The organism is Streptomyces sp. NPDC045899 (assembly GCF_056431485.1).
Window position 1 is genome coordinate 231101 of sequence record NZ_JBWKKP010000008.1, and the last position, 12850, is coordinate 243950.

Annotated in this window: 10 protein-coding genes and 1 tRNA gene; 9 read left to right on the plus strand and 2 right to left on the minus strand. The window is 74.0% G+C overall.

Annotated elements, in window-relative coordinates; translation table 11 throughout:
* Positions 1–178 precede the first annotated feature (178 nt).
* From AC07FT_RS14910 to AC07FT_RS14930, 5 genes are all read left to right on the plus strand, one after another.
* Positions 179–871, plus strand: coding sequence for a GntR family transcriptional regulator (locus AC07FT_RS14910; protein ID WP_471192493.1), 693 nt, complete (start codon positions 179–181; stop codon positions 869–871).
* Between the two features lie 80 nt (positions 872–951).
* Positions 952–3495 (plus strand): dolichyl-phosphate beta-glucosyltransferase, encoded by a 2544-nt coding sequence (locus AC07FT_RS14915; RefSeq protein WP_479176571.1) that lies wholly within the window; start codon positions 952–954, stop codon positions 3493–3495.
* Positions 3492–4088 carry a SigE family RNA polymerase sigma factor gene (locus tag AC07FT_RS14920; protein ID WP_432012496.1) on the plus strand — a complete coding sequence of 199 codons (597 nt, stop codon included), beginning with the start codon at positions 3492–3494 and terminating at the stop codon, positions 4086–4088. The genes AC07FT_RS14915 and AC07FT_RS14920 overlap by 4 nt, the downstream gene beginning before the upstream one ends.
* A gap of 5 nt (positions 4089–4093) precedes the next feature.
* Positions 4094–4588, plus strand: a complete 495-nt coding sequence (locus tag AC07FT_RS14925) for a hypothetical protein (RefSeq protein WP_479176572.1) — start codon at positions 4094–4096, stop codon at positions 4586–4588.
* 114 nt (positions 4589–4702) lie between these two features.
* Positions 4703–5353: a hypothetical protein gene (locus AC07FT_RS14930; protein ID WP_254744767.1), complete on the plus strand. Its 651-nt coding sequence runs from the start codon at positions 4703–4705 to the stop codon at positions 5351–5353.
* A 26-nt stretch (positions 5354–5379) separates the two neighbouring features.
* Here the strand turns inward: AC07FT_RS14930 and AC07FT_RS14935 are convergent, their stop codons facing one another.
* Positions 5380–6111, minus strand: coding sequence for an SLATT domain-containing protein (locus tag AC07FT_RS14935; protein ID WP_479176573.1), 732 nt, complete (start codon positions 6109–6111; stop codon positions 5380–5382).
* A gap of 314 nt (positions 6112–6425) precedes the next feature.
* Here AC07FT_RS14935 and purD point away from each other — a divergent pair, with 314 nt between their 5' ends.
* The 4 genes from purD (at position 6426) to AC07FT_RS14955 (ending at position 12645) form a co-directional block, all read left to right on the plus strand.
* Positions 6426–7694 (plus strand): phosphoribosylamine--glycine ligase, encoded by a 1269-nt coding sequence (purD, locus tag AC07FT_RS14940; protein WP_471192502.1) that lies wholly within the window; start codon positions 6426–6428, stop codon positions 7692–7694.
* A gap of 282 nt (positions 7695–7976) precedes the next feature.
* Positions 7977–9863 carry a hypothetical protein gene (locus AC07FT_RS14945; RefSeq protein WP_479176574.1) on the plus strand — a complete coding sequence of 629 codons (1887 nt, stop codon included), beginning with the start codon at positions 7977–7979 and terminating at the stop codon, positions 9861–9863.
* A 273-nt stretch (positions 9864–10136) separates the two neighbouring features.
* Positions 10137–11648: a N,N-dimethylformamidase beta subunit family domain-containing protein gene (locus tag AC07FT_RS14950; RefSeq protein ID WP_479176575.1), complete on the plus strand. Its 1512-nt coding sequence runs from the start codon at positions 10137–10139 to the stop codon at positions 11646–11648.
* A 76-nt stretch (positions 11649–11724) separates the two neighbouring features.
* Positions 11725–12645 (plus strand): phosphoribosylaminoimidazolesuccinocarboxamide synthase, encoded by a 921-nt coding sequence (locus AC07FT_RS14955; RefSeq protein WP_479176576.1) that lies wholly within the window; start codon positions 11725–11727, stop codon positions 12643–12645.
* A 100-nt stretch (positions 12646–12745) separates the two neighbouring features.
* Here the strand turns inward: AC07FT_RS14955 and AC07FT_RS14960 are convergent.
* Positions 12746–12818, minus strand: a tRNA-Gly gene (locus tag AC07FT_RS14960).
* Positions 12819–12850 lie beyond the last annotated feature (32 nt).

Below are 12850 nucleotides of genomic sequence, written 5' to 3' on the forward strand. Positions count from 1 at the left end.
CCCCACACCCGGTCTGACCAAGGCAGACGCCCCGCGGCCCCGGACGGCCTCGTGTGGGCATCCGGTGTAGACCACTGCCGCACTCCGGGCCACTGTGCGCAACGGCCCTCGCATATCGTGATGCGAGGGCCGTCCGCTTTTCAGTGATCATGACGGCCGCGGAAGGAGACGGTCCTCGATGCCCGTGCCCGGCACCAGCCCGGTCAAGCGGAACACCCTGCGGCAGCAGATCGCCGAGGCGCTGTGTGACGAGGTGCTCGCGGGCCGCCTCCCGGCCGGCCGGCAGTTCACCGTCAAGGAGATCGCCGACCAGTACGGAGTCTCCGCGACCCCCGTCCGCGAGGCCCTGCTCGACCTGTGTTCGCAGGGGCTGCTGGAGGTGGAGGAGCACCGCGGCTTCAAGGTCCACGAGTACACCATCGAGGACTTCCGGCACATGGTCGACGCCCGCACCATGGTCGTCGAGGGTGTGTTCCGCCACTACGGCGACCGGACGCTGCGCACCATGACCCAGGCGGCGCTGGCCTCGGTGCGGCGCCGGGCCGAGGAGGCCGAACGGGCCGCCCGCTCCGGTGACCTGGACATCCTGATCGGCTACGACCTGCGCTTCTGGCGCGAGATCTGCGGGCTGGTCGGCAACCCGTACATCCTGGACTTCCTCCAGCGGCTGCGGGTGCAGACCTGGGTGTTCACCGTGCCGTACCTGCGCCGGGTGCCCGATCTGCGCGGGCTGCTGTGGGCGGGCCACTGCGAGCTCACCGCCGCGGTGACCCGGGGCGATCCGGCCACTTCCGAGCGGTTGATAGAGGCGTACAACACCCACTTCCGCACCCTGATCGAGCGGCTGGCGGAGGAGTCGGGGGCGCGCTGATCCGGCGCTCCGGACACCGCCGCGGCGGAGTGTGATGCAGAACACGCAACGCCACGGGGGTTCGAGGTGGTCCCCCACGCGTGCCACCTTCTCCGCCCACCCCCACCGCGGGCCGCCGACCGACGCCGACGCCTGCGCGCGCCCCGGACACCGTCGATCTGACGGTCGTCGTCCCGGCGTACGACGAGGAGCACCGGCTGCCCCGGACCCTCGACGCGATCTGCCGCTATCTGCGCTCCTCGCCCGGCCGGCACGCGGGGTGGGAGGTCATCGTCGTCGACGACGGCTCCACGGACGGCACCGCCGACGCCGTCCGCGCGGCCGCGGCCACCGAACCCCGGATCCGGCTGCTGGGCCCGCCCCCGGACACCCTCCGCGCCACCCCCGTCACCGGCAACCACGGCAAGGGCCACGCGGTACGGCTCGGCGTGCTCGCCTCGCGCGGCCGCCGGGTGCTGGTCACCGACGCCGATCTGGCCACCCCCATCGAGGAACTGGCGGCCCTGCACGACCGGCTCGACGAGGGCTACGCCGCCGCCATCGGCTCCCGCGCCCACCCCCCGGAGGCCGCCGGAGCGGTGCGCCGCCATCCGCTGCGGCATCTGCTCGGCGAGGCGGGCAACCGGATCATCCGGGCGGTGGCGGTGCCCGGTGTCCGCGACACCCAGTGCGGCTTCAAGCTCTTCGAGGGCGACCGGGCACGGGCGGTCTTCGGGCGTTCCCGGCTCGACGGCTGGTGCATCGATGTGGAGATCCTGCGGATGTTCCACGGCGCGCGCTGGCCGGTCGCCGAGGTGCCGGTCCGCTGGGCCCACCAGCCCGGCTCCAAGGTCCGCGCGACGGACTACGCCCGGGTGCTGCTGGAGCTGGTGCGACTGCGGGTGGCGGGCGCGTGGCGGCGGGTCCGGACCGCCGACCGGATGGTGTGCCTGGGCTATCTGCTGCTGTCCGTGGTGCTGTTCCACGGTCTGTGGCGCGACCCTCAGCACCGCTATCTCGTCGACGGCGGGGAGGACCAGAACCAGTGGGAGTGGTTCTTCGCGGTCACCGCCGACAATGTCTTCGCCCTCCGCGACCCGTTCTTCAGCACGCTGCAGAACGTCCCGTCCGGGGTGAACCTCATGGCCAACACCACCATGCTGGGCCTGTCCGTACCGCTGGCGCCCGTGACCGTCCTGTGCGGTCCGGCCCTGACCTGGGCGCTGGTGCTGACCGCCGGACTCGCCGCGACCGCCGCCGCCTGGTACTGGCTGCTGCTGCGGCGTCTGGTGACCTCCCGTCCGGCCGCCGCCCTCGGCGGGGCGCTGTGCGCGTTCGCCCCGGGGATGGTCTCCCACGCCAACGCACACCCCAACTTCGTGGTGCTGTTCATGCTGCCGCTGATCGTGGACCGGCTGCTGCGGCTGTGCGAACCCGACGCCCGTGCCGTACGGGACGGGGTCGTCCTCGGTCTGTTCCTCACCTACCAGGTGTTCCTGGGCGAGGAGGCGCTGCTGCTGGCCGCCCTGGGGCTGCTGTTCTTCGCGCTGGGCCACGCGGTCGCCCACCCCGCCGCGGCCCGTGCCGCCCGTGGTCCGCTGCTGCGCGGACTGGCCGTCGCCGGGGGTGTCGCGGTGACGCTGCTGGCCTATCCGCTGTACCGGCAGTTCTTCGGCGCCCAGTCGTACGTCAGCGTGCTGCACGGCCCGGCGGGCCATCCGCCGGGCGCGCTGGTGGAGTTCGCGGGCCGTTCGCTCGGCGGCGACCCGGCCACCGCGGACGGGCTGGCCCACAACCGCACCGAGCAGAACGCCTTCTTCGGCTGGCCGCTGCTCGCGCTCACCGCCGTGGTCGTGGTGTGGCGGTGGCGGGAGCCGCGGGTCCGGGCGCTGGCGTGGACGGCGTTCGCCATGATGGCGCTGTCCCTGGGGCGTTCGATCCCGCTGCCGGGGACCGACCGGACGCTGCCCGGGCCGTGGCGGCCCCTCGCCCGGCTGCCGCTGCTGGAGTCGGTCATCGAGTCGAGGGTGGCGCTGGCCGCGGTGCCCGCGCTCGCCATCCTGCTGGCCCTGGCCGTCGACCGGCTGGTGCACGAGGGCCGGGACCGGCCGCGGCGGATCGCCGGATGGGCGGTCGTCCTGGCCGCCCTGCTGCCGCTCGTGCCCACCCCGCTGGCCACCGTCGACCGGGTTCCGGTGCCCCCGTTCGTCGCCGACGGCACGTGGCGGGCATACGTCCCCGAGGGCCGCACCCTCGTGCCCGTCCCGGTGCCGGAGCCCGCGTACGCCGAACCGCTGCACTGGCAGGTCACCGCCGGATTCGGCTTCGCGCTGCCCGGCGGCTACTTCAACGGCCCCTACGGACCGGACCGGACCGGGATCTACGGCCCGGTGCCGCGTGACACCGCCAGCCTCCTGAGCGAGGTGGTCCGTACCGGCAGACCGCTGGGCGTCGGTCCCGCCGAGCGCCGCGCCGCCGCGGAGGACCTGCGCTTCTGGCGCGCGGGAGCGGTTGTGCTCGCCCCGCAACCGGCCGACGGCGCGCTGCGTGTCTTCCTGGAACGGCTGCTGGGGCGGCCGGGGCAGTGGATCGGTGGCGTCTGGGTCTGGCAGGTGGCCGGAGAGGGGGTGAGCGGGGGCACGTGAGCGGGAGCGAGACCGGGCCCGCGGCGGCACCCGGGCGGTCCGGGCCGCGGGCGGGTGCCGAGGCGGAAGTGGAGCAGACGTACACCGCGTACGTCTCCGCGAGGCTGCCCGCGCTCCGCCGGATCGCCCATCTGCTGTGCAAGGACCCGCACCGCGCCGACGACGTCGTACAGGCCACGCTGACCAAGCTGTATGTGCACTGGCGGCGGGCCCGTGCCGCCACCGACATGGACCGCTATGTGCACACCATGCTGATGCGCTGCTTCCTCAACGAACAGCGGCTCGGCTGGGCGCGGGTACGGCTGTCCGGGGCGCCGCACGAGACCCCGGGGCTGCCGCCCGCCGCCGGGGGACCGGACGTCGAGACCCGCACGGTCGTGCACACCGCGCTCTCCCGGATCCCGGCGCGCCAGCGGGCGGTGCTGGTGCTGCGGTTCCTGTGCGATCTGCCGGTGGCCGAGGTGGCCGGGATCCTCGGCTGTTCGGAGGGCACCGTGAAGAGCCAGTCCGCGCGCGGTCTGGTCCGGCTGCGGGCCCAGCTCGGTGTGGAACCGCCCTCGTCCGTGACCACCGTGGGGCAGAGGAAGGAGTAGCGGCCATGCGTGACGAAGAGTTGGAGCGGGAGGCCGACCGCCTGCTCGCCCCGCTGCGCGGTCTGGAACCGGGCGCCGGCGCCCCCGGGGTGGACGTGGCCCGTGCCGTACGGCGCGGGCAGCGCCGGGTGCGCCGGCGCAAGGTGGCGGTGCCGGTGGCGGCGGCGCTCGCGGTGGTGCTGGTGGCCATGGTGTTCGCGCTGGCCGTGCGGGTCCTGCCCGGCGACGGCGGCGCTCCACCCGCCAACCAGGTGCCGGGCCCCGGCCCGGCCACATCGGAGCCGCGGTCGAGCGGGTCGCCGAGCGGGTCGCCGAGCGGCTCGCCGAGTGGGAGTCCGAGCGGGTCGCCGGGGGAGTCGCCGTCGTCGTCGCCGTCCGGATCGTCCACCGAGCCGACGCCGACGGACACCCCGAGTACGCGCGACCCGGATGGCTCCAACCCTCCCAACACCGCCTTCTTCGACCCCTCCTCCACCAGCTTCCCCAGTAGTACGGGCTGAGGCGGACGCGGCGGCGTACCGGTGGCCGACCGGTGGTCAGCACTCTTCGCGCGGCGTACGCGGGGCACTACGCTGGGCCGACCACCGACCGTACGGATACGAGAGAGAGATCGCGTGGCATGTGACCTCTGGCTGGTCCCCCTCGTCGACGTGTTGTGCCACAGCCCCGACAATCCCTTCGCCGAGGAGATCGCCGCGTACGACAAGGCACTCGGTGAAGCCGGTCTGCCGCCCGTGCCCGTCTTCGGCTATATGCCCGGACTGTCGGGGGACGTCGCCCCCGTCGCGGGCTTCGACTACGACGCGCTGCACTTCCTGCGCCGCGCCTACATGCTGCAACTGTGCGGACTCGCGGTCACGCCGGTGGACGAACTCGGCGGCGACTACGAGCAGTTGCTGGAGATGTTCGAGTCCACCGCTCAGCAGTCGCACCTGGTGTGGCACTACGACCACGCCGGCGCCTACGTCCCGGTCGACTTCCCCAGCCCGCTGTCCAACGACGAACTCCTCGAGGGCGGTGGCCCGCTGGGCTCCAGCCACGGGCTGCTGCGCGAACTGGAAGCGGTCGCCCCGGCGCTGGGCATCGACGCCGCCAACCCCCCGCCCGCTCCCGCGCCCCCGTCCCGGCCCACCAGCCTGGAGGAACCGGCCGTCCCGGCGCCGTACGAGGACAGCCCGTTCGCGCGGGAACGCCATGTGTGGCTGGGGCTGCACGCGGCGGCGACCCGCAGTCTGGGCCAGGGCTCGATGATCGTGTTCAGCTGAGCGCTCCGCCGGACGTGTGCCACCGCTCAGCGGGGCGGCTCCGGAGGCCGCTGCCGCGGCATATTGGGCCGGGTGCTCGGCGGCAGCGGAAAGCGGCTCGCGGGGCTCCCGCTGTCCGGGCGGGGGCCCTGGACCACCAGCGCCTGGCTGAACAGCGGCGCCGGACCGGAGCCGAAGTCCACCATCCACCCCGAGGTCTCGGTCCGCACCAGCTCGGACACGTCCTCGCAGAACCGCCGCAGCACCGTCAGGCACCGCTCCACGGCCTCGCTCGCGGTGCCCTCGGTCGGGCCCAGCACCTCCCGCACGCTCTCCGACGCCCAGTCGAACTGCAGCGTCTCCAGCCGCCGCTGCACCGCCTGCGCCGTGGCCATGTCCCGCATCCAGCCCGAGGTCAGCCCGAAGTACCGGTCGGCCCCCGCGCAGGCCACGGCCAGCAGCAGCGCGAAGGCGCCCCAGCCGGCGCCCCGTCCGAGCAGCCCGGCCAGATCCAGCAGCGGCAGCGCCGCCCCCACCACCGCCCCGGCGGCCGCCCCCACCCGCAGGCCCTGCGCGGTCCGCCGCTTCCACAGCCGGTCGGCGAGATACCACTCCGCCACCCGCAGCGCGCCCTCCTCGACCCACTGGTACACCTCGTCGAGGCGCTCCGCGGGCTCGCCCCAGTCGCCGTGCGGGAAGGGGCGACCGAGCAGGTCCCCCTGCTTCCTCGCACCCTCCGGCCGAGGGAGCCCCTCGGGCTGCATCTCCGGCTGACTCACCCGTGCGCTCCCTCTGCGGCGGCGTATCTCTGGCGTATCCGTGGCGCGCGGCTGCCGCGCGGCCCCCATTCCTACCGCCGAACGGCTGGCCACGCGGACCCGATGAAGGGATTTCCGCCCATTAGTGGTGGCACATCGGATATAGGCACCCCCACCCCCTCACCCGAAAGAGTGGCCCCGTCCCCGGCCCGACCCCCGCCGGGCGCCGCCCAGGGACACGGCACCCCCCGCAACCCCCGACGGGCGCGCCCCTCCCGGGGTCCGCCGAAACCCCCGAGGGGGCTCCCGGTGGCGGAGGCAATAGGGTGCATACCGTGAAGGTCCTCGTCATCGGCGGCGGCGCCCGCGAACACGCCCTGTGCCGCGCACTCTCTCTCGACCCCGACGTCACCGCACTGCACTGCGCCCCCGGCAACGCCGGCATCGCCGGGGTCGCCGAGCTGCACGCCGTCGACGCCCTCGACGGCGGCGCCGTCGCCGACCTCGCCACCGGCCTTTCGGCCGACCTGGTGATCGTCGGTCCCGAGGCCCCGCTGGTCGCCGGCGTGGCCGACGCCGTGCGCGGTCGCGGTGTCCCGGTCTTCGGGCCGTCCGCCGAGGCGGCGCGGCTGGAGGGCTCCAAGGCGTTCGCCAAGGACGTGATGGCGTCCGCGGGCGTCCCCACCGCCCGCTCCTACGTGTGCACCACCCCCGCCGAGGTCGACGAGGCCCTCGACGCCTTCGGTGCCCCCTATGTCGTCAAGGACGACGGACTGGCCGCGGGCAAGGGCGTCGTGGTGACCGGTGATGTCCAGGCAGCCCGTGAGCACGCGCTGGCCTGCGGCCGTGTGGTGATCGAGGAGTTCCTGGACGGCCCCGAGGTCTCCCTCTTCGCGATCACCGACGGTGAGACCGTCGTCCCGCTCCAGCCCGCCCAGGACTTCAAGCGCGCCCACGACGGCGACGAGGGCCCGAACACCGGCGGTATGGGTGCGTACTCCCCGCTGCCCTGGGCCGACCCCAAGCTGGTGGACGAGGTCATGGCCACCGTGCTCCAGCCCACCGTGGACGAGCTGCGCCGCCGTGGCACGCCCTTCTCGGGGCTGCTCTACGCGGGTCTGGCGATCACCTCGCGCGGTGTGCGGGTGATCGAGTTCAACGCGCGCTTCGGCGACCCCGAGACGCAGGTGGTCCTCGCCCGGCTGAAGACCCCGCTGGCCGGGGTGCTGCTGGCGGCCGCCACCGGCGGCCTGGCCGCCCTGCCCCCGCTGCGCTGGAGCGACGGCGCGGCCGTGACGGTCGTCGTGGCCTCGCACAACTACCCGGGCACACCGCGTACGGGTGACCCGATCACCGGACTGGCGGACATCGCCGAGCAGGACGCCCCCGAGGCGTATGTGCTGCACGCGGGCACCAAGAAGGACGCCGGGTCCGGCGCCGTGGTGAGCGCGGGCGGCCGGGTGCTCTCCGTCACCGCGACCGGTTCCGACCTGGCCACCGCACGCGAGCGGGCGTACCGGGCAGTGGACCGGATCGGTCTGGAGGGCTCCCACCACCGCACCGACATCGCCGCGCGGGCGGCCTCGGAGACGCCCTCCGGCTGACCGCGCGGGCTCCGGCCCGGTTCTCGTACACGTCCTCCGCAGCAGGACTGACGTCGCACATCGCGGGGTTCCCGGTTTTACCCAAGGCCATTCCATTGGGTGAGCGCTTCCCCATCCTGCTGACGCACGCCCGGCCCCCAACTAATGTGCCGCTCAGGCGAGGTGCGGCAACTGGCCCACCGGCATTGCGATGCCGGCGGCCGGTGCGAGAGTGGGGGCAAGACAACGCCGCCGTCGTCCACCGTCCACACACGGGCTGGACCGTAGGGGGTGAAGAGAACCGTGGCAGGTCCCGAAGCAGGTGCACTGGCGGCACGCGCCCGTGCCCTCGCGGTACTGCGGATCCGGAGCACCGCGCTCGCGGTCGCGCTCCTTCCGGCGGCCGCTGCCGTCGTGCTGCTGGCCGGCAGCGCCACGGGCCGCATCGGCGGTTCGCACGACGAGGGATGGACCACGCTGCGCTGGACGGTGGTCGGCGGGGCCCTGCTGGTCCTGCTGCTGGCGGCGGCGGTGGCCGCCGTGATCGTCCGGGCCAGACCCGCGGTCACCCCCACCGTGCCCATCGCCGAGGAGACCGCCCCGGACCTCTACCGGCTGGTCCGCGATCTGGCCGAGCGCATGGAGGTGCCCGCGCCCTCGGCGATAGCGCTCACCCCGGACTGCGACAGCTGGCTGGAGGACCGCACCCATCCCGCGTACGCCTCCCGCCGGGGGCGCGGTGACCGCGGCTCGCTCTCGGCCGACGGCACCCGGGCCGTCCCCGGCACGGGTCTGCCCGGGGCGCCGGGACCCGCGGGCGACGACCGGCTCACGGACCGCAGGGAGCGGCGTGCCCCACAGGCCCCGGTGCTGGTCATCGGCTCACCGTTCCTGTGGTGGATGCGCGTCGCCGAGCTGCGGGCGCTGCTCGCGCCCGTGGTGGCGGGCACCGGTCCGTCCGTGCACCCCGACATAGCCGCCGCCCGGCGCTTCGTCCGGGGGCTGGACGCCGCCGTGGCCGTCGCCACCCGTGGCGGCGACCCCGGGTCCGCCTCCCCGTACGGACCCGGTCCGCGGCCGGGAGCCGCGCCCGCCGCCGTGGCGGCGCTCGGCCGGGCGGTGCGCCGTCCCGCCTTCGCCTTCGTCGGCTGGGTCGCCCGGCTGCTGCTGCGCGGCTGCCGGGACCACGCCGTCCAGATGGAGCGCGCGGTCGCCGCGGCCGCCTCCGAGCGGGCCCAGGCGGTCGACTACGGGCTGCGGATCGTCGCCCAGGAGCAGGTGGGGCTGGCCTACGCGGGCTGGGACCGGCTGCTCACCCGGGTCGCCCTGCCCGCCTGGCGGATGGGCCGCTGGCCCTCCAGGCTGGACGCGGGCGTGGTCTCCGCGCTCACCGAGCTCTCCCGCCGGGACCGGCTGGCCGAGGGCTTCGCCTCCCGGCTGAGCGAGCGGCCCGCCTGCGATCTGCTGGAGGAGCCCGGTCTGATCGACGAGGCCACCTCGCTGCTCGCGGCCCGGCTCTTCCACGGCGGCCCGCCGGAGCCCGGCCCCGACTGGTCCCCGGTGGACTGGGGGCAGTACCCGGAGGAAGTCGTCGACCGCAAATGGCGGTTGGAGGCGGCCCGGCTGCACCGCGTCCTGGACGGGCGGTCCGGACCGTCGGACACCCCGCCGGGGCCCGCGGGTCCGCCCGCCCCGCCCACCCTCGCCCGGGTCATCGAGCGCCTCACCACGACAGGCGGTGACGGCCGGGACGCCGGACCGGAGGCGGAGGAGCGCGGCCCCGAGCTCGCGGCCCGGCTCAGCGTGGAGCTGGCCCGGGAGGAGGCCGTCCAGCAGGAGGCCAGCCGGGCGCATCTGGCCCGTGCTGCGGCCGAGGACGGAGCGGCGGGCGGTGGTGACCCCTGGCTCGACGGCTTCGCCCCGCTGTTCCCGCTCCAGCCGCCCCGCACCGGCCGGGAGCTGCTCGCCGACCATGTCACCGCGATGGTCTGCTGCGCCGCGGTGGACACCGCCGGTGCCAGTCCCGGTCTGGACTGGCTGGACGGGCCCGCCCTGCTGGTGGACGGACGGCGCCGGGCGGATCTGGCGAATCCGGTGCTGAGCCTGGTTGAGGACGGGGACGACGGGCCGCTGCGCGCCTGGCTGGGCGAGGTGGGAGTGCGCCCGGAGAAGCCGGTCCGTCTGGTGTGACCGGTTCCGGCCCCTCCGGAATCAGACACACGTTTCCTCGACTGTCGCTCGTTCGGTTCTCGTTCCAGCAAATTAGCGACTATGGGTGACGGAGTGGGTGCGTAATGTGATGTGCTGGGACCGGTCGCTGTCACCCGGCCCAGCGGACCGGCCCACAGGCCCGGTCCACCGACCGGTCACGCGGCCCGGCCCACAAGGCCGGACCACGGGGGCCCGGTGCGAGAGGACAGCGAGGCGAGCTGCCGCCGGGGTACGCAGGGAGGGGAGCAGGGGATGGGGACGGACCAGATCCGGCGCTGGGAGTCGGGCGCGCTCGCCCACGCGGTGACGGATCCTTTCGGCCAGGGTCCGCTGCCCTGGCTGCGCGGCAGCGAGAACTACTTCGACGACACCGGGCAGGTGGTCCCGTGGTACGTGGACCATGTCCACACCCCCGGTGCCATCGACCGGGCGATCGACCGGACCGCGCTGCGGACCCGCGACCGCCGCGCCGCCCGGGTCCCCGGCCCCCGTACCGCGGATGACGTCCACCGGCAGATCAAGGGCTTCACCTCCGCCTCGGCCGCGGCCCCCGGTGAGGCCATCGACTTTCGCATCACGGTCGACCCGCCCCAGCAGTTCAGCGTGGACATCTACCGGATCGGCCACTACGGGGGCGACGGCGCCTCGAAGATCACCACCAGTCCGCGGCTGTCCGGCATCGTCCAGCCCACCCCGCTGACCGCCGACCGCACCGTCTCCTGCCACCACTGGTGGCTGTCCTGGCGGCTCCAGATCCCCCACTACTGGAAGCTGGGCGCCTACGTCGCGGTGCTCACCACCGCCGACGGCTACCGCAGCCACATCCCCTTCACCGTCCGCGACAGCCACCCCGCCGATCTGCTGCTGGTCCTCCCGGACTTCACCTGGCAGGCGTACAACCTCTACCCGGAGGACGGCCGCACCGGCGCCAGCCTCTACCACGCCTGGGACGAGCGGGGGCGGCTGCTGGGCGAGTCCGAGGCCGCGGTCACGGTCTCCTTCGACCGGCCGTACGCGGGCGCGGGGCTGCCCCTCCACGTGGGCCACGCCTACGACTTCATCCGCTGGGCCGAGCGCTACGGCTATGACCTCGCCTACGCCGAGACCCGCGATCTGCACGCCGGCTCCATCGACCCCACCCGCTACCGCGGCCTGGTCTTCCCCGGCCATGACGAGTACTGGTCGGCGCCGCTGCGCCGCACCGTCGAAAGCGCCCGTGACCGCGGCACCTCGCTGGTCTTCCTCTCCGCCAACACCATGTACTGGCAGGTCGAGCTGGCCCCCTCGCCCTCCGGACCGGACCGGCTGCTGACCTGCCGCAAGCGCCGCGGCCCCGGCCGCTCCGCGCTGTGGCGGGAGACGACGCCCGAACAGCAGCTGATCGGCATCCAGTACGCGGGCCGGGTGCCCGAACCGCGTCCGATGATCGTGCGCAACGCGAGCCACTGGCTGTGGGAGTCCACCGGCGCCGAGGAGGGCGACGAACTGCCCGGGCTGGTCGCGGGCGAGGCCGACCGCTACTTCCCGCGCACCTCACTGCCCGAGCACGACGGCCGGATCCTGCTGGCCCACTCCCCGTACCAGGACGCCGAAGGCGCCACCCGGCACCAGGAGACCTCCCTCTACCGGGCCCCCAGCGGTGCCCTGGTCTTCGCCTCCGGCACCTTCGCCTGGTCACCGGCGCTGGACCGCCCCGGCCACCGGGACGAGCGGGTGCAGCGCGCCACCGCCAATCTGCTGGACCGCATCTGCAAGCGGGTGTGAGGGCGGGCCGGGTCCGGAGACGGCCGTGACGTGCGGCAGAATCGGGGTGGCTTGGACAGAACCACCAGGAGGCAGCGTGTCCGGATTCGTGGAAAAGCCCGAGCCGGTGGAGGTCCCGGGCCTTGAGCATCTGCACACCGGCAAGGTGCGCGACCTCTACCGGAACGAGCGGGGCGAGCTGGTGATGGTCGCCAGCGACCGGATCTCCGCCTACGACTGGGTGCTCCCCACCGAGATCCCCGACAAGGGCCGGGTCCTCACCCAGCTCTCCCTCTGGTGGTTCGACCTGCTGGCCGATCTGGCCCCCAACCACGTGCTCTCCACCGAGCTGCCCGCCGGGGCGCCCGCCGACTGGGAGGGCCGCACCCTCATCTGCCGGTCCCTGGAGATGGCCCCGGTCGAATGTGTCGCGCGCGGCTATCTGACCGGTTCGGGTCTGGCCGAGTACCGCGAGACCCGTACCGTCTGCGGCCTCGCCCTCCCCGAGGGACTGACCGACGGCTCCGAACTGCCCATCCCGATCTTCACCCCGGCCACCAAGGCCGACGTCGGTGAGCACGACGAGAACGTGGCCTACGAGGAGGTCGCCCACCGGATCGGCGCCGAACCCGCCGCCCAGCTGCGCCAGGCCACCCTCGCGATCTACGCCCGCGCCCGTGACATCGCCCGGGAGCGCGGCATCATCCTGGCCGACACCAAGTTCGAGTTCGGCTACGCACCGGCCACGGTGGGCGCCGAGGGTGCCGAGCCGGTCCTCGCCGACGAGGTGCTCACCCCGGACTCCTCCCGCTTCTGGCCCGTCGACTCCTGGGAGCCCGGCCGGGCGCAGCCCTCCTTCGACAAGCAGTTCGTCCGCGACTGGCTGACCTCCCCGGCCTCCGGCTGGGACCGGCACGGCGAGCAGCCGCCGCCCCCGCTGCCGGACGAGGTCGTGGAGCGCACCCGGGCGAAGTACATCGAGGCGTTCGAGCGGCTGACCGGCAACCGCTGGTCGTGACCGCCCCACGCACCGGGGGTGTGGCACACCCCACACCCCCGGGCGGCGCGCATGGCATGTGAAAGGGCCCCGGTCGACATCACCGGGGCCCTTCACCTTGAGCGGACGACGAGGCTCGAACTCGCGACCTCAACCTTGGCAAGGTTGCGCTCTACCAACTGAGCTACGTCCGCATACGCCGCACATTCCGTACGGCGCGCCTCTA

Bases quoted from the DNA above. Each gene is read 5' to 3' on its own strand.
- AC07FT_RS14910 (WP_471192493.1), top strand. From the start codon at position 179: ATGCCCGTGCCCGGCACCAGCCCGGTCAAGCGGAACACCCTGCGGCAG.
- AC07FT_RS14925 (WP_479176572.1), top strand. From the start codon at position 4,094: ATGCGTGACGAAGAGTTGGAGCGGGAGGCCGACCGCCTGCTCGCCCCG.
- AC07FT_RS14950 (WP_479176575.1), top strand. From the start codon at position 10,137: ATGGGGACGGACCAGATCCGGCGCTGGGAGTCGGGCGCGCTCGCCCAC.